Consider the following 22,050-nt stretch of genomic DNA (forward strand, 5'->3'; position numbering starts at 1 on the left):
CGTCAAACCGGGTCGTCATCTTCGTCGTAATTCAGGAATCGTTCGGGGTGATGGAAGGCGTTGGTGCGGGGTTGTCCGTGGTCGAGGTGGGCCGGTGGGAGCCATTCGGTGTCGCCGCGGGCGTTTTTGCGGGTGGTCCAACCCTTTTCGGCTAGCCGGTTATCCGGTCCGCAGGCCAGGGTGAGGTCGTCGATGTCGGTGCGATGCGTGGTGGTCCAGCCGCTCACGTGGTGGACCTGGCTGTGATACGCCGGCGCGTCACAGCCCGGTTTCGTGCAGCCCCGGTCCTTGGCGTACAACATGATTCGCTGAGCGGGAGAGGCCAGCCGCTTGGTGTGGTGTAACGACAGAGCCCTGCCGCGATCGAAGATCGCCAAATAGTGGTGGGCGTGGCTGGCCATGCGGATCAGATCCGACATCGGCACCAACGAGCCCCCGCCGGTGATACCTTTACCTGCCGCGGCTTCTAGCTCCTGCAGGCTGGTGGAGACCACGACCGACACGGGTAGCCCGTTGTGGCACCCCAACTCCCCGGAGGCCAGCAGGGCGCGCAGCCCGACGAGCAGACCGTCGTGATTGCGCTGGGCTGGGGTACGCAAGTCACGGCGCACTGCATCGTCATCGGGAACCTCATCGATGAACGGAACGTCGTCGTCAGGATTGCAGGCGCCGGGGGCGCCCAGCTTGGCCAGCACGGGTTCGAAGGTGGCGCGCGCCGCGGGGGTCAGATAGCCGCGGATGGGTGACATGCCGTCGTATTGCTGGGCGCCAATGGTGATGCCGCGCTTGCGGGCACGCTCGCCGTCTTTAAGTTTGCCGTCGGGGTTGATCCAGCCCATCAGCCGGTGGGCGTATTTCTGCAACTCATCGGGGCGAAAGCCGCGGGCCTGCTGCGCCAAATCTTGGTCGGCGTGCTCCTGGATGCACGGGTCGACCCCGGACGGCAGGTTGGCAAAGAAACCGCGGATGACCCGCACGTGTCCGTCGCCGATCAATCCTTGGCGTTGGGCGGCCGCTGTGGCGCTCAAGGTGGGGGCCAACACCTCCCCGGTCAACGCCTGACGTTCCCCGAGATCAGCGGCTTCGTCCACCCGGCGGCCGGCCTCGGACTTGGTGATGCGTAACCGATCGGCCAGCGCACAACGCAGGGTGCCACCGAGTTCTGTCGTGGTGGCCTGGGCGCGCAGCTGATTGATCAACTCATGCTGGGGGGCGCGCAGCCGGCGCGCAACGCGTTCGATGCGCTCGAGCGTGCGCAACCGTTCCGGGGTGGTGAACACCTCAAAGGACAACGCGCACAACCGGTCCAGGTCGGCATCGATCGCGTCGAAGACCTCGACGATCTCATCCCGACTGCTCGAACCCATGCCCCAAAGTGTAGGAACGGCCACCGACAGAAAACCCCGGATTGTGACCACTGAAACCACAGTGACACAAGGAATTTCGATATACGTTTTCGATATCCGTAATCGCGCCCTCGCCCGCGGGGCCGGGAAGGGCGCCCGCAATCGCAGGCTCGCCTAAGCCCAAGCAGGACTGCCGGTTAGCACATCGACGCCGTCCTCGGTGATGTGGACGGTGTCGCGGCGGAACACCGCGCCGAGGCCCTGCCGCCACACGTAGCCGGTGATGGCCAACACCATGCCCGCCTCGAGTTGGTCGTGTTCTCCCGCGGCCAGCAGCGCAGCGGACACGACGGGCGGGTCGAAACCCAACCCCAGCCCGTGTCCGACCGGCATCGGCGGTATCGGCTCACCGACCGCCTCATAGGCGGCCAGCAGATCTCTGGTGGGCGCGCCGGGGCGACAGGCGGCAAGCATCTTGTCGTACAACGCGTTCGAGCGGGCGAAGAGCTCACGCGCCTCGCCGCTGACAACATCGCCGGCCGGCCACGTGCGTCCCACCTCCGCGACGTAGCCGTCCGCGAGCGCACCGGCGGCGAACGCGACGAGATCGCCCGACCGGATCTCGTGCGCAGACGCGCGGCGCCACGGCTGTTCCCGCGACGTCACCCACGCGGCGTCCTGGGTAGCCGGCGTGCTCACCCCGCCGGCGGCCATCGCCTCCATCATCACCCCCGCCAGGGTCCGCTCCGACGCGCCCAGCGCCAATTCGGCCAGGGCAGAGGCGAGCCCGCGTTCGGCGACACGAAGGGCCGCCCCCATCGCGGCGATTTCGTCGGGCGTCTTGATGCGCCGCGCCGCGCGCATTGCCGGCTCGGCGTCGACCAGTTCGGCGTTGGGGAACGCCTCGGGCAGCAGCGCCGCGAAAGTCGGTGTGATCGCGTCGGTTCCGACCCGCCTCGCCGACTCCGCGCCGTCGACCTTCTTCAGCACGTCGATGAGCGTCATAGGATTCCAGGCCAGCCCGTAGAGGTGGTCGTGGTCGATCTCCTCCGGGACCCCCTCATCGTCGGTGCTGTTGAGGTAGATGTCTTGAGTGGCACGCACCAGCACACACATCGGACCGAACGGCCGTGTCCCGGCGATCCACAGCTGCGGCGCGCCGGTGACGTACCGAATGTTGGCCTGCCGCCCGAGCACCAGGATGTCCAGACCGTGCTCGTCCATCTGGGCCAGCGCCCGTTCCCGCCGCCCGGATCTCAACGCCCCGGGGTCGGGCAGAACTTCAGTCGCCATAGGGGGTGTAGGGGTAGTCGGTGATCGGCACGTAGCCGTCCTCGGTGATCACCACGATCTCCTCACTGCGATAGCCTCCCGTGCCGTCCTCCCACATGACCGGTTCCAGGACCAGCACCATGCCGGGCGGAAAGACGAAGTTGTCGTCGAATTCCTCGCCGAGATCCGTTCCGATCATCGGCGCCTCGGCGGGGTAGGTGCCGATGCCGTGGCCGAGATAGAAATGCGGCAGCCACGGCTTGCGGCCACCGTTGGCCGTGATCGCCGCGCGCGCCAAATCACCGGACGTCGCACCGGCTTTGGTCACCGCCAGCACGGCGTCCAGGACGGTACGCCACTGCCGGAACTGGTCCTGCTGCCGCGGCGTCGGCCGTTCGCCGACCACCCAGGTTCGGCCGAAGTCGGAGCAGTATCCGTGGTAGGTGATGCTGATGTCGGTCCACAACACATCGCCGGCCGCCAGTTCACGAGCGGTGGGCAGCAGCGGCAGCGCGAGATCCCCGTGCGTCGTCCACACGCCGGCCTCCCGGGACTTCGGCATCACCTGCCAGATCGCCTCCAGCATGTTGGTGGTCGCGCCCAGCTCGAATGCGCGACGGACGAAGGTGGCCGACAGGTCGATCTGGCGCACCCCCGGCACCAGCGCGCGCTGCACATCGACGATGGCCTGTTCGGTGATGCGGGCCGCCCTGCGCAGGCAGGACAATTCGTCGCGGGTCTTCACCAACTGCGCGGCGCCGACCACGATGGCTGCGTCCGTCGGCGGGCCGGCCGGGAAAAGCCTGGGCGCCGCCCGCCGCATCGCCCCGGTGAGTTCGTCGACGGCGACGCGGGCTCCCGGCGGGACGATCCCGGCCAGCCGCCGCGCGAAATCCTCGACGCCGTGGTCGAATTCGAGGTAGGCGGGGCCGTGCAGGTGGTCGTCGGGCACCGGCGCTTCGGCGGACGCTCCGCTGCGGAAGGGCATGAAGAGGTGCGGATGTACGTCGTCGGCGAGCACGACGGCGACGGGGCGCTCCACGTGTGACAGCCCCGCATCCAGCAGCGGCCAGCTCGCCCCCGTGGCGTAGCCGACGTAGCCGTTCAGCAGCAGGATCAGCGCGTCGACGCCGTGCTCGGCCATCGCCGCGCGCAGCCGCGCGCCGGTCTCCGCGCGCATGCGCGCCCAATCCGGCTCGTCGGGGATGTCGAGCACCGAGCCGACGGCGCTCGCCGAGTTCGTCATGCGGAGATCCCCAGGAATTTCTTGATGTTCCCGCCGACAACGCGCACGGCATCCTCGGGACCGACGGCGTCGACCACGGCGGCCAGCGATCGCTCCGAATAGCCGAAAGTGCTTTCGTTGTGGGGATAGTCCGACGACCACATCACCTTGTCGATGCCGATCTCGTCGATCTGCCGCAGCCCCAGCCGATCGACCATGAACGAGGCGCACATGTGCGTGTCCCAGTAATCGCGGACGTCACGCTCGGGCTGGTGGGCGAGCATGTGCCGATACGAGGCCAGCACGTGCTCGGCGTCCTGCAGCGCCGTCGGCACCCAGGCGATCCCACCCTCGAACCAGCCGACCCGCAGCCCCGGATGCCGGTCGAGGATGCCGCCGAAGATGTACTTGGAGAACATCTCTCGGAACGAGTCGATGTTGACCATCATGGCCACCGCCACGCTGTTGACCTCGCTGGGGAACTTGGGCTGACTTTCGCCGATGTGGTGCGTGACGGGCAGGCCGGCCGCTTCGATCTCGTCCCACACCGCGCTCATCTCGGCGCTGGAGTAATCGATGGGCCGGCCAGCGCGGTCGTTGCCCGGACTGATCGGCATCAGAAACGTGGTGAGCCCCAGCGACTTCAGCTCGCTGAGCGTGCGGCAGGCGCCGGCTGGATCCCACCAGTTGATCAATCCGACGCCGTAACAATGCCCGTTCGAGCGTTCCTGGACCTCGGCGATGTGCTCGTTGTAGACGCGGAAGATCCGCTCGCGGATGGCGTGGTCGGGATGGTGGAACAGCGCGAGCACCGCATTCGGGAACGCCAGCTCCTTGTCGACGCCGTCTTCGGCGAGCTCACGAACCCGGGCCTCGACGTTGTTGGTGGCCGCCCCGGCGAGGTCGTCGTACTGCATGAGCACCGCGCTGAAGTCGCCGACCACCATCGACTGTCCGGGCGGGCCGAGTAGATACGCGCCGTCCTCATACCAAATCCGCGGGGCCTGATCCTTGAGCTCGTCGGGGAAGCGCTCGTAGAAGATGTCGTCGGCCACCGAGATGTGATTGTCGGCGGAGAAGACCTCGGTGCCGGCCGGCAGGCCGGTGCTGAACTCCGCGGCGTGGCCGCGACGGTCCTTGGGCGCACCGATCACGCCCTCGGGGTAGAGGGTTGGGGCTGGGCTGGACATCATCGTCCCTTCCTCGGGAATCACTCATCATTGTGCGCCTGGGTCGGGGTACGTGACGCCACTGAGCTCTTCGGAAAGCTGCCACAGCTGTCGCATGTCGGCTTCGCTGCGCGCCAACCGGGGAACTCGAGCGAAAGTGACCCCACCCCTGACCGTTTCGTAGAAACCGCGCGGCCCGTAGTACTTACCGCCCTGCGCATCCGGGGACACCGCGGCGTAGAGGGTCGGCTTGATGCCTTCGTCGACGTCGAGCCACATGAACGGCATCACGCGCCAGGTCAGCTGCGTCAAACGCGCCTGCAACGTCGGCTTGGCGCGGCCGTACGAGGCGCCGCTGAGCAGGTTGGTCTTGGTCAAACCAGGGTGCGCGGCGTTGGACATCAACCCCCACCCGCCCCGGCGGCTGCGCCGATCCAATTCGACGGCGAACATCAGTTGCGCCAATTTGGCGACCCCGTACGAATGCATGGGCTTATAACCCTGTTGCGCATTGACGTCGCCGAAGTCGAGCTTGCCCTGGGTCGCGGCGAGGCTGCTGACCGTGACCACCCGCGCGGATCCCGCCGCCCTCAGCAACGAGAGCAGCCGACCGGTCAACGCAAAGTGCCCCAGATGATTTGTCCCGAACTGCAATTCGAAACCGTCGCGGGTCTGCTGCCGCTGTGGCGGCGTCATGATGCCGGCGTTGTTGATCAGGACGTCGATCGGGCGGCCCTCGGCGCTGAGCTGTTCACCCAGCGCCGCCACGCTTTCCAGCGACGACAGGTCGAGTTGCCCGATGGTGAGCTTGGCCTGCGGTGCGTCCCGGCGGATGTCGGCGATCGCCCGTTCGCCCTTGACCCGGTCGCGGACGGCCATCACCACGTCGGCACCCGCGGCGGCCAGCCGCTTCGCCAGGCCGAAGCCCAAACCGCTGTTGGCCCCGGTCACGACGGCGAACCTGCCCCGCAGATCGGGAACACTCAGCGCGAGATCGGGTTTCACCATGTCACGGGCAGCTCGTAGAGGCCGTAGGCCAACGCGTCGTGCTTGAACGGAAGCTCATCCAGCGGGACGGCGAGCCGCAGCGTGGGGACGCGGCGCAGCAGCGTGGGCAGAACGATCTGCAATTCCATGCGGGCCAGCTGCTGGCCCACGCACTGGTGACGACCGTAGCCGAACCCGACGTGCGGCCCGTCTTCGCGGAGCAGGTCGAGGCGGTCCGGGTTGGGGAACTGGCGCTCATCCCAATTCGCCGGGGCGACGTCGAGGATGATGCCATCGCCGGCGCGGATCGTCTCGCCGCCGATCTCGATGTCCTCGACGGCGATTCGCCGCTGTCCGGTCTGGATGATGCTCAGGTAGCGCATCAGCTCCTCGACCGCGGTGGCGATGACCTTCGGGTCATCGGTGTCGCGCAGCAGCGCCCGCTGATCGGGGTGCTCGAGCAACGCGGCGATGCTCAGGCTGATCATGTTCGCGGTGGTCTCATGGCCCGCGATGAGCACACCGGTGGCCAACTGCGCGGCCTCGCGCACGCTGATCTCGTCGGCGTTGACCCGCTCGGCGAGGTCGGACACCAAATCCTCTGAGGGGCTTTGCATTTTCGTCCGAACCAGGTTGGCCAGATACTTGGCCAGCGAGGCGGCGCCCTGGGCGGTGTCCTCCTCGGTCGCGTAACGGCCCATGCCGCGCTGGGCCTGGGTCTGGAAGAACTCCGCATCCTCGTACGGCACACCCAGCAGTTCGCTGATGACCAGCGAGGGCACCGGCAGCGAGAGGGTGCTGACGACGTCGCCCGGCTTCGGCCCGGCCAGCAGGGCGTCGATGTGGTCGTCGGTGATCTTCTGCACCGCCGGCCGCAGCGCTTCAACCCGCTTGAAGGTGAACGGTTTCGACAGCATCCGGCGAAACCGGGTGTGCTCCTCGGCGTCGGAGGTGAACACCGAACGCGGGCGCTTGTGCACCGTGGCCAGCATGCCCTCGTTCCAGTGCGGATAACCGGGCAGGCGGTCATCGACACTGGTGCGGGAGTCGGTGAACAGCGCGCGGATCGCGTCGTAGCCGTGGATCAGCCACGGCGTGCTGCCGTCCCAGATCCGCACCCTGCTCAGCTGCTTGCCGGCGTTGAGCTCCAATACCTTCGGAGGCGGCGCGAACGGACACCCCGGCGCCCGCGTCATCGGAAACTCCGGGATATCGGTGGCGGTGGATCCTTCGGTCATCGTGCTCCTCGGTGTTCGGCCTACGCGGTTGTCGGTGATGTCGGGCCGCCGGCCGCGGCCACGTGGACGGGCGCGCGCCACAGGCCGACGATCGCGTCGATCAGCCCTTCGGCGGCGACCGGCCAGGCTGAACGGGATCGCGGCCCGTGCTCGGCCAGCGCGCCTTCGTGCTCGGCGCAGGTGTGCATCAGCAGATTGCGCACCATCACCATTCGCTCGGCACGCACGCGCTTGGGTAGCTCGGGGAGACAGCGGTCGATGCCGTCGAGCGTCTGCACCAGTAACGGCGATGCCAGGGCGTCCTTGGTGACCACGTGGCGGTACGTGGGATCGGCCATCGCCTGGGCGGCGAACCGCGCATACCAGGTCGGGGTCCCCAGCGCGGACAGGTGATCGGTCAGCGGGCGCACCAGTGCGCCCACCCAGTCCCGCAGCTCGGCGGAGTCGCCGACCGCGGCCAGCATGTGCGCGCGCAGCTCCTCGATCGGCTCGCGGTGCTTGGCTTCGATCGCGCGCAGCAGGTCGACCCGGGTCCCGAAGTGGTAGCACGCCGCGGCGTTGTTGCCCTGCCCCGCCGCCTCGCTGATCTGCCGGTTCGACACGGCATACATTCCGCGTTCGGCGAACAACACCTCGGCGGCCGACAAGAGCGCCTCTCGGGTTCCCGTCGACCTTTCGGAACGAGCGATCCGCTCGGCGGTCATCGCCTCAGTGAACACCGGCCGCCTTGTTAAATCAAGCAATTTATTTAGTTGCGGGACCGTGGAATCGGGCGCAGCGACCCGAAACCCGGGGTGGTCGGGGATAGTTCACCGCGCTGATGCCCGGCCGCGGCGCGCCGCGATTACAGTCACCGCATGAATCCGCTGCGGCGGTTGGCCCACAACCCGACCGTCTACCGGTTGCTCCTGCGCAGCGGACCGCCGATCGTCGAACGCTTCGAGTCGCTGCTTCGGTTCATGACGAGCGGGCGCATCGGCGTCCTGGAAATCACCGGGCTGCCCAACGTGCGCATCACGACCTCGGGCCGCAAGACGGGTCTGGCCCGTGGCGCGACGGTGCAGTATGTCCCCTTTCGCGGGGGGCTCTTGCTGGTCGGATCGAACTGGGGGCGCGACCGTCACCCGTCGTGGTCGGCGAATCTCAAAGCGGCACAACGCGTCACCGTGCGCCGGCGTGGCCAACGGTTCGTGGCGAGGGTGCAGCTGCTCACCGGCGCGGAGCGCGACGAGGCGTGGGGCGCGGTGCTGGACCATTGGCCGAACTATCGGGTGGCCCAAGGTCTTGCCGGCCGGCGCCAATTCCGGCTGTTTCTTCTGGCGCCGCTTACCTGAGCTGGCCGGAGACCCTAGTTAATCGCCGACATTTTTAGCCGGCAGCGGTCACGAGGGCCGGCGGGAGAGGGCATCGGACGGTCCGTGGAATGCCAATTCGATGCGCCGCCGCCGGCGAATTTCGCTCCGTCAAAACCGTTAGCCGATTCCGAAAGCGGACCTCGGTGTGCGGTCGCCTCGCGCCGGATCCCGCGCGGCCGCTTATTGCTTAAACGCCCTGCTAGCAACGCGCGGCGCGGGCACCGCAACGTCGGCTCTTGACGAAATTGGCCGCGGGATGTCTAATCCGGACGAGAAATCGGGAGGCTGACCGGTGGTCGCAATCGACACGCGAACCGTGGATCGGACGGGGCTTCACCGCATATGGAAAGCGATTCTTATCGGCATCGCATGCATTGTGTTTGCGGCGTGCTACTTCAGGCCCGTTCTGCTCATCGGGGTCGCCCTGATTCTTCTGTCGCTTGTGTGCGCGCGCGGGGTCTATAAGGGCCGGGATCGGTATATCCCCAATTTGTATGCGCGGGACATCGAAGTTTATGACGATGCCTATCGTTCGTTTATCGGTCGCACGCTCGCCGAACTGCGTCAGTGCAAGATCGGGGGCCACACGCTGTTGTGGGAGGCCTCGCGCCTGGCGCCGCCAAGCGCCGATCACCCCGACGAATTGCTACTCGACCTGGGCGTCTGGGCCGGCTGGTCGACGCGGCTCATCTCTGACGCGTCAGGCCGCACGGTGTACGGATTCGACACCTTCTCGGGCCTCGTCGAGGACTGGCCGATCGACGACCACACCGTCATCAAGCGCGGCGCCTTCTCCCTGGCGGACCCGGTGGCCAGACGTTTCCTCCGGGACACCGGAGTCAGCTTGCACGACGGGGTGCCCGACGCGCTCGGCCGCAAGGTGGAGTTCATCAGGGGAAGCACCTACGAGACGCTGGCCCCGTTTCTGGCCGAGCGACCGGGCGCTGCCATCCGGCTTTTTCACATGGATCTGGATACGTATGAGAGTTGCCTGCACGCGCTGGAAACCTGCAAGGACCGCTTCGTCGAGGGATCGATCCTTGTCTTTGACGAATACCTGGTCACCAACGGCGAAATGCTGGCGTTTTACGAATTCCAGAGCAAGTACGAGTTGCAATGGCACTACCGCGCTTGGGGCCTCGAAGCGTGGGAGATGAACCTCGAGATGGTGACCGCGCGCCCGAAACGCGCTGTCTACTACCTCATCACGATGGCCCTGCATTGGACGATCGGCGGCGGCAGCTACGCGTGGACGATTTTCCGCAAAAGGTTTTGGCGATTTTGGCTGGGCGCGCCGATCGCCGACATGCTTTTCATGCTGGGCGCTGCCGGGCAACGCAAGTCGGTCAGCCTGGAAATCACCGGGCTGGGCAAACTCGATCGACGCCGCCCCGCAGACCGCAACGAGTTCGTCTAGCCGCCCCAGACGGCGTGGGCGCCGGCGTCGCCCACGCGGTAAATCTGCAGGGTCGACGCGATGCCGGTCGCGAGCACCACGATCGCGACGACGGCGTGGAGTACCACGCGGCGCCGATCGGATCGGCGTTCCACGATTCGGAGCGCGACGAGCAGTACGGCGACCACCAGCAGCGCGGCCGAGAAGTAGGTCATGACGCCGCCCCGCGCGGCGTGTTCGCGCAGAATCGGGCTGGGGTTGGCCTGGCGGTCGTAGAGCCACGCTCCAGCGTCGATGGTGATGGGCGTCAACACCAACGTGACCGCCGCGAGGATCAGCGTGAGCCACATCAGTTGCCCGCGCCGGGCGGCCGGCCACAATCCGCACACGATCTCCAGCGCGGCGGTCAGCGGAACGAGCACCAACACGAAATGCAGCAACAGCGCGTGAGCCGGCATCCCGTTGATGACGTTCATGGCGTCCCCTCGGCCGCGGTCCGCTCGGGTCTGCGCGGCGCCTAGCCGCCGAGGCCCTTCTTGATGGCCGCGTCTTGCTTCTGGCCGACATCGCTGACGAAATCTGGCGGGGCCAGCGTGTCGGTCGGGCCGTCGAACTGCAGCGTGGCAAGCGCCCGCCCCTCGGTGAAGAGCAGGATCACCACACCCTTACTGCGGTCGGGTGCGTTTCCCATCAGCATCGTTCCGCCGGTCCCGACGTTCGACGGTTGCGTGGTCGGATCTTTGACGACGCCGCCCTGCTGGCCCTTGGCCGCGTTCAACGCGTTGGTCGCCGCCTCGGGATCGTCGTAGACGGCGATGGTGACCTTGATGGCATGGCTGCCGTCGTCGTCCTTGAAGGTCGTTTCGACGCCCGGCTTCCCGTTGGGATTGCTGGTCGGGGGAGCGGCGGTGAAGGGAACCGGCGCGCTGATGTCGCTGGCCTGGATGAGCAGCCTGGCGTAATCGTTGGGCTGTGCGGGTCCTGCCGACGACGGCGGCGCCGAGCTGGCGCCGCTGGGGGCCGAGGTTGCCGAGGTGGGGGATCCGGTCTTCGACGTCGACGGTTGCGACTTGTTGTTGCCGCAGCCGGCCACCGACACCGCCAGCGCCGTCGTCGCCGCGACACCCGCGATCAGCGCTCGTGAAATCCTCATCGCATCGAGCTCCCTTCCAGGTCTTCCCGGCGACAACGTCGGGCCCGTCCTTCGAATCGCACAGTACATTGCCCCGCGGCGGGGGACGCCGCGGAGCAATGCACTGGGTGCCGGACGGGCTACTCGAGTTGGTCGCGCAGGCAGCGCAGCGTGTTTGCCAGGATGCGCGAGACCTGCATCTGCGACACCCCGATCCGCTCCGCGATCTGGCTTTGCGTCATCGACTCGAAGAACCGCATGCGCAAGACGTCGCGTTCGCGTGGCGGCAGGGTGGCAACGAGGGCCCGCAGCGCCTCGCGGTTGGTGATGTGCTCGATCTGCGGATCGATGTCGCCCACCGAGTCGGCCACCGAGCGCGGCGTTCCGGAACTATCGGCGCCCAGCGGTGCGTCGAGGGAATCGAGCCGGTAGGCATCGCCGGCGACGAGGCATTCGACGATCTCCTCCCGCGGAACCTCGAGCATCTGCGACAGTTCGCCCGCGTTGGGTGCGCGCCCGAGCTGCTGGGCGAGATCGGCGGTCGCCCTGCTGATCTGCACGTGCAGTTCGCGCAACCGCCGCGGGACACGCATCCCCCAGCTGTAGTCGCGGAAATAACGCCGGACCTCGCCCATCATGGTGGGGACGGCGAAACCGATGAAGCTGGGGCCCTTCGCAGGGTCGAACCGGTTGACGGCGTTCATCAAGCCCAGGCGCGCGACCTGAATCAAGTCCTCGAGACCCTCGCCCCGGCGGGCGAAGTGGCTGGCCACGTGGTCGGCCAGCGGCAGGCAGCGGGCGACGATGTATTCGCGCTGGCGGGCGTACTCGTGCGACTCGGCCGGCATGCGATGCAGCGCCACGAACATGTCGACTACGTCGTCGTATGAATCGTCGGATTGTCTGGCGGGCGCCGGAGCGGGACGGGTTGGGGCAATCGTGTGGGTCATCGTGCCGCGCACCTTGTGTTCACTCGATGAATCGTGTAAACACCTGCGCGAGAACAAGTTTGCATTGCTGACTCACTTTCCTGAGTCTATGCAGAAAGACATCGCGGGAATCCCGCACGGTCGCCTCCACTGCATCCTGATCCGCGGGACTTGTCGATTACCCACCGCACACGCGCTACCAACGGGGAATGACTCTCGGGGTGTGTGATCGCCGGAGTCAGTACCAAGCTCAGTAGCCATTGGGGCTAACTGGCCGCTTTGAGCTAAACGGCGACATGTCCAGAAGCGGACTTCATTGGAGACTATACGCCCCCGCGCATCGCACGGCGACCCGTTCCGGTGGGGCTTCGCGCCATCACTTAACTGTTTCCTCGTGCACTCGTCAACGGTCAGCAATCCCCGGATCCGGGGCGGCCGGACGGGACCTGACGTGCCCGCATGGCGCCGAGCTGCGGTGTCGCGAACTTTCCCCGACCGACGATCCAGGGGGCGGCATTCGTCGGCAAACGGAATCGGCGGCCAATCCGACGCCCTTCGCCGCCGATTGCGCTCCGCCTGGGGTCGGTTGCGGGGGGTGCTTGAAGCGCCGCCGCTCAGCCGTGTTTGGAGAGCGTCGGGCCGGGGCGCCCACAAGATGATCGGGGTCGATGCTCGCTTCGGTATCGTTCGCCTAATGTTCATTATCCAATCGAGCGGCACGCCTCGCACCGATAACGAGAGCCTTTCGCGCGCAATGCTTTACGCCGAGCTCGGGACGTCTTTCTCCCGGAGCCGTCGGTGACTGGATCCGGCGCGCACGCCCTGCTGGAAGGGCGCGGGGTGGCGGTGTCCGGTGGCAGTCGCGGCATCGGGCGTGCGGTCGCCGAACTGCTGGGCGGCCTGGGCGCCGGTGTGGTGGTCAACGGGCGTGACCGGCACGCGGTGGAGGAGACGGTCGCCGCGATCAGCGCGGCGGGCGGGCGGGCCACCGCGGTGGTGGGCGCCGCGAACGACGAGCGGGTGGCCCAAACTCTCATCGACGAATGCGTCAGCGCGTTCGGGCGACTGGACACGCTGATCAATTGCGCCGGAATCGCCGAGCCGCCGGGCTCCTCCATCCTGAACATCTCGGGGGCCGAGTTCGAGCGGCTGATCGGCGCGCACCTGGGCACGGCGTTTCACACGTGCCGGGCCGCCGCCCCGGTCATGGCCGCGCAGGGGCACGGCGCCATCATCAACACCAGTTCGGTGGCCTTTCTGGGCGACTATGGCGGGACCGGCTACCCCGCGGGTAAAGGCGCCGTCAACTCCCTGACGATGGCCATCGCCGCCGAACTGAAGCCACACGGCGTGCGGGCCAACGTGGTGTGTCCCGGCGCCCGCACACGGCTGTCCACGGGGCTCGAATACGAAAGACATATCGAAGATCTGCACCGCCGCGGGCTGCTCGACGAGATGACCATGCAAGCCTCGCTCGACAGCGCCCCGCCCGAGTTCGTCGCCCCGCTCTACGCCTATCTCGCCAGCGACTTGGCGCGTGAGGTGACGGGCCAGATCCTCGTCGCCGCAGGCGGTTTCGTCGGCAGCTTCGACCGCCAGACGCCGCGCGTGCTCGGTTATCGCGATCACCATGAGTCCGGACCGTGGTCGGTGGCAGAGGTGCACACGATGGTCGGCGCGGCGACGAAGGCGCGATGAGCGGCGGCACCCAGCGACGAAAAGCCGCCGCCTGCCGCCTAATCCGGCCGGCCGCGTCGTTTACGGACGAACGCACTCGCCGCACGCAGCACCCCGCGGAACGCGTAGGCGGCGGCGACCACCGACAGGACGATCAACAGAATGAACATGGGCAGCCAGCTGCTTCTGGCATGGCTCACGTTCCACCAGACGATGGTGAACAACACCGCGCAGAGCAGCAGCACCACGTCTCGCCAGTTGCCCTGGTAGGACAGTGCGGCCCGGCGCAACGCGCGGCTGCGGTCGGCGGCCTCGACCATGTCGTCGATGCGGGCGTCGATGGTCCGCTGCAGATCGGCACGCCGGTCGGTGGCGTCCGGGGGTAATCGGTCCAGCAGGTCCATGTCCTGTTTGATCATTCCCCGATAGTCGGGACCCTTGAACTGCCCGGCCGCGACCGCGAGCATCACGCCGCCGAACACAGGCGCGCTATCGAGTGCGATTTGTCCCAAGCTCACCATTGCGGCTCCTTGATCGGGTTGTCGCGACGTCGACTCGTCGAGGATCGCCGAACTCCACGACCAGATCAACCGGCCGGCCGGCCGGACATATCGATGGAAACGTATGGTCACCGTACCGCCGGTGCCCCGGCGGGTCCGGTACGCGGCCGACTTCGACCGTCCCGGTCAGGACGCCTTCGACGAGCGCCGGCGCGTTCGCGGCGGCTCGGCGGTGCCCAGCGCATCCATCGTGCGGACCAGCTGCGGGTAGGCGATCGCCGGCCCGATCCAGCGGGTGAGATAGCGCCGCAGATCGGCGCCGCTGCGGGGCGGCCTGCCCGGGTCGGCGAGAAAGGAATGCAGGACCCGCAGCGAGAACTCGTTCAGCTCGTCCAGGCCCGCCTCGTCGAAACCGTAATGCTCCCAATCGATATCGTAGCGATGCAGCATCGACCGACCGAATGCCAACGCGGTATCGGAGATGATCGAGACCTTCTGGCCACCGCGATGGCGCTGGTTGAGGACGAATTCGACCTGATTGTCCGAGGCCAGCTCCTCGATGGCGAAAGCCATTCCCTCGGTGATGGCCACGACGGGGTCGGTGACGCCGTCGAGGTGGGCCGCCATGCGATCGAGGAAGCCGTCGGCCGAACGCATCGCGGACGCCACCAACAGCGCCTGGGTTCCGGGGAAGTATCGGTAGACGGTCTGGCGGGTGACGCCCAGCGCCCGGGCGACATCGGCGATCCGCAGCGCTGAACCGCGTTCGTCGATGATCTTGTCGGCGGCGTCGAGGATGCGCTCGATCGCCTCCGCGTCGGAAGCCGGCGTATTTCCTGCCCAACCGTGGCTGCGCATGATTACCGAACGGCAAACCGGTAGGCGGTGATCCCCACAGCTGGATCATAGCGTCCGCCGCCACACTGTCGTTGCTGGCTAATCGGCGGGTGGCGCGCCGATAACGAGGCCAGACACTATGCCCGGTATGTATGATCACTGCGGATCCAGCAGGCAGGGCGCCTGGCAGAGGGAGGCCGACCGATGCAGTACGACACCGTGATCACCAACGGGCGCTGGTTCGACGGGACTGGAGGACCCTCGGCGGTGCGGGACATCGGTGTGCGTGACGGCCGCGTCGTTGCCATCGCCAAGGGGCTCGACACGGCCGGCGCCGACGTCATCGACGCGACGGGCCAGTGGGTGATCCCTGGCATCATCGACATCCACACTCACTATGACGTCGAAATCCTTTGTGCGCCAGAGCTTTCCGAATCGCTGCGGCACGGCGTGACGACCGTGATGCTGGGATCGTGTTCGCTGTCCACCGTTTACCTGGACAGCGTCGATGCCGGTGACATCTTCGGCCGGGTCGAAGCGATTCCCCGGCGCTATGTCATCGAGCACCTCGACGCGGCGCGCTCGTGGGCCAATCCCACCGAATACGTGGCCGAACTCGAACGCCTCAACCTCGGTCCGAACCTCGCGGCCTTCATCGGGCACTCCGATCTGCGCGCCGCGACGATGGGCCTGGATCGGGCGACGCGCAAGGACGTGCGGCCGTCCGCCGCGGAACTCGCCCGCATGGAATCGATGCTGAACGACGCGCTCGATGAGGGGTTCGTCGGGATGTCTTCGCAGCAACTGCTGTTCGACAAGCTCGACGGCGAGGTCTGCAGATCGCGCACGCTGCCGTCGACGTACGCGTCCCCGCGCGAGCTGCGCCGCCTGAACGCGATCCTGCGGCGGCGCGACAAGATCCTGCAGTCCGGCCCCGACATCAAGAACCCGCTGTCGGTGGTCTCGCAGCTGCTGACGTCGCTCGGGATCCGCCGGCCCCGCCTGAAGACCAGCCTGTTGTCGGCGGCCGACATCAAGGCCATCCCGTTCGTCATTCACGTCATGGACCGCCTCGCCCGCGTCGTCAACGCCCTCGGCGGCGACTTCCGCTGGCAGCATCTGCCGGTGCCGTTCGAGGTCTACGCCGACGGGATTTCGTTGGTGGTGTTCGAGGAGTTCGGCTCCGGCGCCGCGGCGCTGCACCTGCAGACCGAGATCGAACGCAATCAGCTCATGCGTGACGAGGAGTATCGGCGCAGGTTCCGCAAGGACTACGACAGCAAATACGGGCCCCGGGTCTGGCACCGCGACTTCTTCGATGCCGAAATCGTGGCCTGCCCAGACGAGTCCGTCATCGGCAAATCATTCGGGCAGGTCGGCGTGGAGCGTGGCGGCGTGCACCCGGTCGACGCCTTTCTCGACTTGGTCGTCGAACACGGCGAAAAGCTGCGCTGGCGCACCACGATCTCCAACCACCGACCCGAAGTCCTCAAGAAGATGGCCCAGAGCCCGACCATCCAAATGGGGTTCTCCGACGCGGGCGCGCATCTGCGCAACATGGCGTTCTACAACTCCGGACTGCGGCTGCTGCGGCACGCGCGCGACGCCGAAAAGTCCGGCAGGCCGTTCATCTCGATGGAGCGCGCCGTGCACCGGCTGACCGGCGAGCTCGGGGAGTGGTACGGCATCGACGCCGGGACGCTGCGCGAGGGCGACCGCGCCGACATCGTCGTCATCGACCCCGACAAGCTCGACGAGTCCCTCGACCGCTACGCCGAGCATCCGGTCGAGTCCTACGGCGGGCTGTCGCGAATGGTCAACCGCAACGACGAGACGGTCACGGCCGTGCTGGTGTCCGGGAAACTCGCGTTCGCCGCCGGCAAGGCCACGCCGGCGCTGGGCAAGGAACGATTCGGTCAGTTCCTGCGGGCGGGCAGCCCCTCCCGAAAGCTCGCCGCCACCGGGTAGGTAGGCGGCGCGCCGAGCGAATACGGCTGGGCCGCAGGGGGCTTCACGCCACCGAGGCGCCCAGGATGAGGTTGACGGCCTCGTCGAGTTGGCCGGCGATCTCGGCGAAACTGATGAACCGGGCCGTCATCAGCGCACCGGAGAAGGTCATCTGCAGCGTGGACTTCACCGCACGCGGCCAACCCGGCCCCAACGCGGCGCCGATGCGCCTGGACACCTCCTCGCCGATCTGTTCGCGCAGCGGCGTGACCGCCGGATCGTCGGCCATCAGGGCCGCGCCGCACGCGGCGGTCAGCTCCGGCTCGTCGGCGACCACCACCGCCATATCCCGCAGGGTCGCGCTGACCCGGGTCTTGGTCGTCTCGTTGACGTCGGTGTGCAGCGGCAGGTCGCGCAGGAAGCGCAGGTACACCGCCGCGACCAGCGCGCTTTTCGACGGGAAGTAGGTGTAGGCGCTGGCCGGGGACACCCCGGCACGAGTCGCCACGGCGCGCATCGTCAGGTTCGCGTACGACGTTTCCCGCAGCTCCTCGAGCCCGGCATCGAGGACTTTGCGAATCGTCTGGCCCGGCCGGCGATCCGACCTGCGGGCCGCCCCGGCGGCGGCTTTAGCGGCAACGGACTGGAACGACGCCTCGTTGGACACCCGTCCAGTCTAGGAAGGCGCCGCGCCACCAACAACTTCCGTTCATCGCGGTCGTCTCCACCGCGCGATGCCGCTAGCAGACAACTGTCCAGAAGACGCCGGGTCCTAGAGTGTCGCGTATGGGCGAATCGGACCGGCAACGCTGGGACGAACGGTACGCCGCGAAGGCGCCGCCGTCGCTGGATTCGGTTGGGCCGCCCGGTGTTTTCGCGGGCCACGCGCGGGAGTTTCCCACCGCCGGCACGGCGCTCGACCTGGCCTGCGGGCAGGGAACCGGGTCGGTCTGGCTGGCGTTGCGGGGCCTGCACGTGCTGGGGCTGGACATCTCCGCGGTGGCGGTCGCCCACGCGCGGGAGTTGGCCCGGCGTGCCGCGGTGGCCGACCGCTGTCGCTTCGACGTCGTCGATCTCGACAACGGTCTGCCGGCGGGCGCGCCCGCCGATGTCATCCTCTGCTGCAAGTTCCGCGACCGCCGTCTCGACCGTGCGATCATCGAACGCCTGGCGCCCGGCGGGCTGCTGGCTATCGCCGCGCTCAGCGAGGTGGGGGCGTCCGCGGGGCCGTTTCGCGCGGCGCCCGGCGAGCTCACCGCCGCGTTCGCCGAACTGACCCCGATCGCCGCCGGCGAGGGAGCGGGCCAGGCCTGGCTGCTGGCGCGCCGCTGACCCGTTCCGGACCTCGACTATCTGGTGCTTCCTTGTGGGCGGCTCGAACGGCGACGATCCAGCCGACGCGTCGCGGTGGCGCCGTGGTGCGATGTCGCCGCTTCGGCGGGGGAACTGGTCTTGGGTGACCGGGTGTTGGTCCGCCGACGCCGGTTACCGCCGGTGTTCTGCCGATGCTGGCGCGCGGGAACATTGGCGGGCACCGGGGCCTGATAGGGCGCAACCTCACCCACGAGCGCCTGCACCGCCTCCGACATCGCGGTCACCTGCTGGGGAGCGACTTTGATGCCGGCCTTGCGCAGCAACTCCCGGGTGTCTTGGCGCTGCTCGGGCAGCACCACCGTGACGACGTCACCGGCGCTCCCGGCCCGCGCGGTGCGCCCGGACCGGTGCAGGTAGGACTTGTGCTCGCTGGGCGGATCGATGTGCACGACAAGCTCGACCTCGTCGACGTGTACGCCACGTGCGGCGATATCGGTCGCCACCAGCACCCGGGCGCTGCCCGCGGCGAACCTCGCCAGGTTGCGCTCCCGAGCCGGCTGAGACAGGTTGCCGTGCAAGTCGACTGAGGGAATGCCAGATTCGGTGAGTTGCTTGGCGAGCTTTCGCGCTTGGTGCTTGGTGCGCATGAACAGGATCCGGCGTCCGGCGCCGGAGGCGAGCCGGTGCACCAGTTCCTTTTTGGCCTGCGCACTGTCGACGTGGAACACGTGATGTGTCATCTCGGATACCGGGGAGTTGGCCTCGTCGACGGAGTGCGAGACCGCGTCGCGGAGGAACCGGGTGACGAGCTTGTCGACGCCGTTGTCCAGCGTCGCCGAAAACAACAGGCGCTGGCCACCATTCGGCGTCGCGGCCAGGATCCGCGTGACGCCGGGCAGAAAACCGAGATCGGCCATGTGATCCGCCTCGTCGATCACGGTGATCTCGATCGCGTCGAGGCTGATCAGACGCTGCTTCATCAGGTCCTCGAGGCGGCCGGGGCAGGCGACGACGATGTCGACGCCGGATTTGAGCGCGGCCACCTGACGGGTCTGCGAGACGCCGCCGAAGATCGTGGTGACCCTCAGGCCACACGCAGCCGCCAACGGCTCGAGCGTCGCGGTGATCTGCGTCGCGAGCTCGCGGGTGGGTGCGAGCACCAACCCCGAGGGCCGTGCGGGGCGCCGGTTTCCGCGGGAGAGGCGGCTGACGAGGGGAATCGAGAATGCGAGGGTCTTTCCGCTGCCGGTTTTCCCGCGGCCGAGGACATCTCGGCCGGCGAGTGTGTCGGGCAGGGTTTCCACCTGAATCGGGAATGGGTGTGTTATGCCGCGCGCTGCGAGCGCACTGACGATGTGTTTGCCCACGCCGAGATCGGCGAAAGTCTTGTCGGTAGTCACTTTTCGGTGCCTTTCAGGCATCGGTGGTGCCGCGCCGGAGACAAGGAGGTCACGCGGGCATCGGCACGAAGGTGGCGAGATTGCCGGGTGGCAAAATCGATCGCCGCGAGACCAGCTAGTGCGCGATGCACGGTCATCGAGGTGTCAAGCGCGATCTTCTTCGCTGGCACCAGTGGGATGAGGAAGCGTTCCACGACGGTGTTGGCATGCAGTGTTGTGAAGCCAACGTTGCCGCCAGCGTAGCGCATCGCCGACCGAAGCCTCTCATCAGCAGCGGAAAACACGCGCTGTTGTGCTGCAACTCACTATTTGCGATGACGTCGCTCAGGATTCCAGCCTGGCGCGCACGGCGGCCAGCCTCGCCTCGAGTTCGGATTCGTCGATGACGCCGCGCGCGACGAGCGAGTGGGCCAGGGCAACCAGCCGGTTCTCCGGGTAGGGCAGTTCGGCGTAGACGGTCGCCGACAGCGCGTCCTCATCCTCCCGCCGCTCGATGAACCCGAGGGCCTCTGCGCCGCAATGACTTTGGTCGATCGCATCACAAATGCCGTCGAGACTCGTCTGCCAGGGCGGCACCGGGTTGTCGACCCCGTACTTCGCCGCCATGCGACTCCAGACCTGGTTGCGCGCAACGATTTTCGTCAGCGGTGCGACGGTGGAGTCCTCGATCGGACGTGGGGTGTGCGCGGTGCTCATCGGAAGCTCAGGGCGCTGCGGGATGGACGGCGGCGCGGGTCCGGGTGACGGCGTTGGTCGTCACGCCCGGCTTGGGCAGCGCGACACCGATCAGGCAGTCGCGCGTGACGATCTCGGCGAGTTGCTCCTCGGTCCACCCCTGCGTTCCGTCGGGGCGGACGGGCAGCACCATGAAACGGTGCTTCTGGTTGGAGTCCTCCACCCGGATCTCGACGTCCTCCGGCAGGATCAGGCCGAACTCCGCGAGCACCTGGCGTGGCCAGCGGACGATGCGGCGGCGATAGTTGGGCGTCCGATACCACTCGGGGGAGTTGCCCAGAATCGGCCGCGGATAGCACGAACACAGCGTGCAGACGATCACGTGGTGCAGCGTCGGGGTGTCCTCGAGGACGTGCAAAGCCGTGAAGTCGCTGGGCGTCCCGAAGCCGGTCGGTTCCAGCCAGTCGACCCCCACCTCCTTGCTCGCGGCGAGCGGGTCCGAACGGACCAGCTCCTTGTAGTCGGCGTCGAGCCAGGCCCGCGCCACCAGGTGCGCCGCGGGGGTGGGGCCGATCTGTTCGGCGAACTCGGTGAAGCGTCGATGCTCCTCCGCGGTGAAAAGGCCCTTCTCGATGCACAATTCGCGCAGCGCGATCTCGAGGACTTCGAAGTCGGTGATCTCGTCCACCATGGGCGCTGCGGTGCGCTCGTGATCGTGTTCGTCGGCGCTCATTCGTGGTCCTTTCTTCCGAAGCCGCAGCCGTGGCTAGGCCGATTCGAGCCACCGTTCCGGGATCTCGGTCTGCAGGGTGTCGTTGCCGGGCCCGGTGTAGCCGTGCCACAACTGGGAGAGGTTGAACCGGACGATGTAGAACCACTCGGGCCGTTGGTCCGGGCCGTCCCACGTCTCGTCCTCGGCGGCGGGGCTTTCGTAGGACACGACCGCGATCTCGCCCGTCGCGCCGCGCACATACTCCTGGGTGCGGGTGTAGAGCAGCACGGGGAGGTCGCGCACCACGACCCTGTCGCCGACGCTGAACTTCGGTGCGCCGGCCTGCCCGGCATACACCTGCGGGTCGCCCTTGCCCACGGCATGGACATGGTGGCGGTTGCGGTGGACGGGTGCGGGATCGCCCTCGAACTTCGGCGTCGCCGCCAAGGGCTTTCCGCGCAGGCCGTCGGCGTAGCGTGCCTTGACTTCGGCCATGCGTTCGGCCAATTCGCTCAACCCGATGTGGTGCTTTTCGGTGAGTACGCGTGCCACCGCCAGCAGCCAGCGCCCGTAATAGGGCAGGCCGAGATAGATGGTGCGGCCGAGATCGACGTTGCCCATCCGGCGCCGTTCCTCGGACAGCCAGATCCCACGCCAGCCGAGCACCTCGCACAGGACATACGTGTTGTGCTCCCAGATCTCGTACTGCTTGTTCTCGAATTCGATCGGGGCGTCCGGCTCGCCGCCGACGTCGTGCGGGGTCTTGACATAGGCGGCGAATCGCTCGTGGTCGATGAGATCCGGTGTGGGAGCGTCCGGAAGTTCGGGATAGGCGGATTTGAGCCGGGCCACCAGATCCAGCTGTTGCACCCGGTCGAGAGGAGTCGCCATACCAGCCCCATCCGTCGTCACTGCGCCCCAGTACAGCTCACTCCTCGC

At 67.3% G+C, this 22,050-nt stretch carries 23 protein-coding genes; 5 read left to right on the forward strand and 18 right to left on the reverse strand.

From position 1 onward, the window contains the following. Positions 1 to 2: 2 nt before the first annotated feature. From QGN31_RS13000 to QGN31_RS13030, 7 genes are all read right to left on the reverse strand, one after another. Complete coding sequence (locus QGN31_RS13000; RefSeq protein WP_014384814.1) at positions 3 to 1,367, reverse strand: HNH endonuclease signature motif containing protein; 1,365 nt, start codon at positions 1,365 to 1,367, stop codon at positions 3 to 5. Positions 1,368 to 1,520: 153 nt separating this feature from the next. Next, complete coding sequence (locus QGN31_RS13005; RefSeq protein WP_201358680.1) at positions 1,521 to 2,639, reverse strand: M24 family metallopeptidase; 1,119 nt, start codon at positions 2,637 to 2,639, stop codon at positions 1,521 to 1,523. Continuing rightward, entirely contained in the window at positions 2,629 to 3,864 is a 1,236-nt protein-coding gene (locus QGN31_RS13010; RefSeq protein WP_201358679.1) for a M24 family metallopeptidase, read from the reverse strand. The genes QGN31_RS13005 and QGN31_RS13010 overlap by 11 nt, the downstream gene beginning before the upstream one ends. Then, the gene (locus tag QGN31_RS13015) at positions 3,861 to 5,033 is read right to left on the reverse strand and encodes an amidohydrolase family protein (protein WP_201358731.1); all 1,173 of its coding nucleotides are present in this window, start codon (positions 5,031 to 5,033) and stop codon (positions 3,861 to 3,863) included. Before QGN31_RS13015 ends, QGN31_RS13010 begins: the two co-directional genes overlap by 4 nt. 27 nt (positions 5,034 to 5,060) lie before the next feature. After that, positions 5,061 to 6,020, reverse strand: a complete 960-nt coding sequence (locus tag QGN31_RS13020) for an SDR family oxidoreductase (RefSeq protein WP_201358678.1) — start codon at positions 6,018 to 6,020, stop codon at positions 5,061 to 5,063. Further along, positions 6,014 to 7,237 carry a cytochrome P450 gene (locus QGN31_RS13025; protein WP_014380226.1) on the reverse strand — a complete coding sequence of 408 codons (1,224 nt, stop codon included), beginning with the start codon at positions 7,235 to 7,237 and terminating at the stop codon, positions 6,014 to 6,016. The genes QGN31_RS13020 and QGN31_RS13025 overlap by 7 nt, the downstream gene beginning before the upstream one ends. Positions 7,238 to 7,257: 20 nt before the next feature. Next, the gene (locus tag QGN31_RS13030) at positions 7,258 to 7,956 is read right to left on the reverse strand and encodes a TetR/AcrR family transcriptional regulator (protein ID WP_014382662.1); all 699 of its coding nucleotides are present in this window, start codon (positions 7,954 to 7,956) and stop codon (positions 7,258 to 7,260) included. A 138-nt stretch (positions 7,957 to 8,094) separates the two neighbouring features. Here QGN31_RS13030 and QGN31_RS13035 point away from each other — a divergent pair, with 138 nt between their 5' ends. After that, complete coding sequence (locus QGN31_RS13035) at positions 8,095 to 8,571, forward strand: nitroreductase family deazaflavin-dependent oxidoreductase (protein WP_201407088.1); 477 nt, start codon at positions 8,095 to 8,097, stop codon at positions 8,569 to 8,571. A gap of 313 nt (positions 8,572 to 8,884) precedes the next feature. Continuing rightward, positions 8,885 to 10,009: a class I SAM-dependent methyltransferase gene (locus QGN31_RS13040; RefSeq protein ID WP_201407087.1), complete on the forward strand. Its 1,125-nt coding sequence runs from the start codon at positions 8,885 to 8,887 to the stop codon at positions 10,007 to 10,009. Here QGN31_RS13040 and QGN31_RS13045 read toward each other — a convergent pair. From QGN31_RS13045 to QGN31_RS13055, 3 genes are all read right to left on the reverse strand, one after another. Beyond that, positions 10,006 to 10,464 carry a DUF2231 domain-containing protein gene (locus tag QGN31_RS13045; protein WP_014384807.1) on the reverse strand — a complete coding sequence of 153 codons (459 nt, stop codon included), beginning with the start codon at positions 10,462 to 10,464 and terminating at the stop codon, positions 10,006 to 10,008. The genes QGN31_RS13040 and QGN31_RS13045 overlap by 4 nt on opposite strands. 41 nt (positions 10,465 to 10,505) lie before the next feature. After that, positions 10,506 to 11,141: a hypothetical protein gene (locus tag QGN31_RS13050; RefSeq protein ID WP_014382659.1), complete on the reverse strand. Its 636-nt coding sequence runs from the start codon at positions 11,139 to 11,141 to the stop codon at positions 10,506 to 10,508. A 119-nt stretch (positions 11,142 to 11,260) separates the two neighbouring features. Next, complete coding sequence (locus QGN31_RS13055; RefSeq protein WP_036396576.1) at positions 11,261 to 12,070, reverse strand: SigB/SigF/SigG family RNA polymerase sigma factor; 810 nt, start codon at positions 12,068 to 12,070, stop codon at positions 11,261 to 11,263. A 777-nt stretch (positions 12,071 to 12,847) separates the two neighbouring features. Between QGN31_RS13055 and QGN31_RS13060 the strand changes: the two genes are divergently transcribed. After that, positions 12,848 to 13,747, forward strand: coding sequence for an SDR family NAD(P)-dependent oxidoreductase (locus QGN31_RS13060; protein WP_014382657.1), 900 nt, complete (start codon positions 12,848 to 12,850; stop codon positions 13,745 to 13,747). A gap of 38 nt (positions 13,748 to 13,785) precedes the next feature. Here the strand turns inward: QGN31_RS13060 and QGN31_RS13065 are convergent, their stop codons facing one another. After that, a complete protein-coding gene (locus QGN31_RS13065; protein WP_201407086.1) occupies positions 13,786 to 14,247 on the reverse strand; it encodes a hypothetical protein in 462 nt (153 codons plus the stop codon). A gap of 165 nt (positions 14,248 to 14,412) precedes the next feature. After that, positions 14,413 to 15,084 (reverse strand): TetR/AcrR family transcriptional regulator, encoded by a 672-nt coding sequence (locus QGN31_RS13070; RefSeq protein WP_014380218.1) that lies wholly within the window; start codon positions 15,082 to 15,084, stop codon positions 14,413 to 14,415. 183 nt (positions 15,085 to 15,267) lie between these two features. On the opposite strand from QGN31_RS13070, the gene QGN31_RS13075 reads away from it, so the two are divergent. Next, positions 15,268 to 17,031, forward strand: a complete 1,764-nt coding sequence (locus QGN31_RS13075) for an N-acyl-D-amino-acid deacylase family protein (RefSeq protein WP_095562746.1) — start codon at positions 15,268 to 15,270, stop codon at positions 17,029 to 17,031. 43 nt (positions 17,032 to 17,074) lie between these two features. On the opposite strand, the gene QGN31_RS13080 is transcribed toward QGN31_RS13075, so the two are convergent. Next, positions 17,075 to 17,677, reverse strand: a complete 603-nt coding sequence (locus QGN31_RS13080) for a TetR/AcrR family transcriptional regulator (protein WP_326544706.1) — start codon at positions 17,675 to 17,677, stop codon at positions 17,075 to 17,077. A gap of 119 nt (positions 17,678 to 17,796) precedes the next feature. On the opposite strand from QGN31_RS13080, the gene QGN31_RS13085 reads away from it, so the two are divergent. Further along, entirely contained in the window at positions 17,797 to 18,342 is a 546-nt protein-coding gene (locus tag QGN31_RS13085) for an SAM-dependent methyltransferase (protein ID WP_009952431.1), read from the forward strand. 17 nt (positions 18,343 to 18,359) lie between these two features. On the opposite strand, the gene QGN31_RS13090 is transcribed toward QGN31_RS13085, so the two are convergent. The 5 genes from QGN31_RS13090 to QGN31_RS13110 form a co-directional block, all read right to left on the reverse strand. Then, entirely contained in the window at positions 18,360 to 19,724 is a 1,365-nt protein-coding gene (locus QGN31_RS13090; RefSeq protein ID WP_009952433.1) for a DEAD/DEAH box helicase, read from the reverse strand. Then, positions 19,721 to 19,972 carry a hypothetical protein gene (locus tag QGN31_RS13095; RefSeq protein ID WP_008257110.1) on the reverse strand — a complete coding sequence of 84 codons (252 nt, stop codon included), beginning with the start codon at positions 19,970 to 19,972 and terminating at the stop codon, positions 19,721 to 19,723. The genes QGN31_RS13090 and QGN31_RS13095 overlap by 4 nt, the downstream gene beginning before the upstream one ends. A 76-nt stretch (positions 19,973 to 20,048) precedes the next feature. Continuing rightward, positions 20,049 to 20,420: a hypothetical protein gene (locus QGN31_RS13100; protein WP_009952435.1), complete on the reverse strand. Its 372-nt coding sequence runs from the start codon at positions 20,418 to 20,420 to the stop codon at positions 20,049 to 20,051. Between the two features lie 7 nt (positions 20,421 to 20,427). Further along, positions 20,428 to 21,132 (reverse strand): thiocyanate hydrolase subunit gamma, encoded by a 705-nt coding sequence (gene scnC / locus QGN31_RS13105; RefSeq protein WP_009952436.1) that lies wholly within the window; start codon positions 21,130 to 21,132, stop codon positions 20,428 to 20,430. A 33-nt stretch (positions 21,133 to 21,165) separates the two neighbouring features. Continuing rightward, positions 21,166 to 22,002: an SH3-like domain-containing protein gene (locus QGN31_RS13110; protein ID WP_009952437.1), complete on the reverse strand. Its 837-nt coding sequence runs from the start codon at positions 22,000 to 22,002 to the stop codon at positions 21,166 to 21,168. Positions 22,003 to 22,050 lie beyond the last annotated feature (48 nt).

The sequence above is a fragment of the Mycobacterium sp. 2-64 genome, from assembly GCF_035918375.1.
GTDB classification, from domain to species: domain Bacteria; phylum Actinomycetota; class Actinomycetes; order Mycobacteriales; family Mycobacteriaceae; genus Mycobacterium; species Mycobacterium intracellulare.

Coding starts and splice junctions, on each gene's coding strand:
- QGN31_RS13085 (WP_009952431.1), top strand. CDS start 17,797: ATGGGCGAATCGGACCGGCAACGCTGGGACGAACGGTACGCCGCGAAG.
- QGN31_RS13110 (WP_009952437.1), bottom strand. CDS start 22,002: ATGGCGACTCCTCTCGACCGGGTGCAACAGCTGGATCTGGTGGCCCGG.
- QGN31_RS13070 (WP_014380218.1), bottom strand. CDS start 15,084: ATGCGCAGCCACGGTTGGGCAGGAAATACGCCGGCTTCCGACGCGGAG.
- QGN31_RS13005 (WP_201358680.1), bottom strand. CDS start 2,639: ATGGCGACTGAAGTTCTGCCCGACCCCGGGGCGTTGAGATCCGGGCGG.
- scnC (WP_009952436.1), bottom strand. CDS start 21,132: ATGAGCGCCGACGAACACGATCACGAGCGCACCGCAGCGCCCATGGTG.
- QGN31_RS13055 (WP_036396576.1), bottom strand. CDS start 12,070: ATGACCCACACGATTGCCCCAACCCGTCCCGCTCCGGCGCCCGCCAGA.
- QGN31_RS13095 (WP_008257110.1), bottom strand. CDS start 19,972: ATGCGCTACGCTGGCGGCAACGTTGGCTTCACAACACTGCATGCCAAC.
- QGN31_RS13075 (WP_095562746.1), top strand. CDS start 15,268: ATGCAGTACGACACCGTGATCACCAACGGGCGCTGGTTCGACGGGACT.
- QGN31_RS13020 (WP_201358678.1), bottom strand. CDS start 6,020: ATGGTGAAACCCGATCTCGCGCTGAGTGTTCCCGATCTGCGGGGCAGG.
- QGN31_RS13000 (WP_014384814.1), bottom strand. CDS start 1,367: ATGGGTTCGAGCAGTCGGGATGAGATCGTCGAGGTCTTCGACGCGATC.
- QGN31_RS13035 (WP_201407088.1), top strand. CDS start 8,095: ATGAATCCGCTGCGGCGGTTGGCCCACAACCCGACCGTCTACCGGTTG.
- QGN31_RS13045 (WP_014384807.1), bottom strand. CDS start 10,464: ATGAACGTCATCAACGGGATGCCGGCTCACGCGCTGTTGCTGCATTTC.
- QGN31_RS13100 (WP_009952435.1), bottom strand. CDS start 20,420: ATGAGCACCGCGCACACCCCACGTCCGATCGAGGACTCCACCGTCGCA.
- QGN31_RS13025 (WP_014380226.1), bottom strand. CDS start 7,237: ATGACCGAAGGATCCACCGCCACCGATATCCCGGAGTTTCCGATGACG.
- QGN31_RS13010 (WP_201358679.1), bottom strand. CDS start 3,864: ATGACGAACTCGGCGAGCGCCGTCGGCTCGGTGCTCGACATCCCCGAC.
- QGN31_RS13065 (WP_201407086.1), bottom strand. CDS start 14,247: ATGGTGAGCTTGGGACAAATCGCACTCGATAGCGCGCCTGTGTTCGGC.
- QGN31_RS13015 (WP_201358731.1), bottom strand. CDS start 5,033: ATGTCCAGCCCAGCCCCAACCCTCTACCCCGAGGGCGTGATCGGTGCG.
- QGN31_RS13050 (WP_014382659.1), bottom strand. CDS start 11,141: ATGAGGATTTCACGAGCGCTGATCGCGGGTGTCGCGGCGACGACGGCG.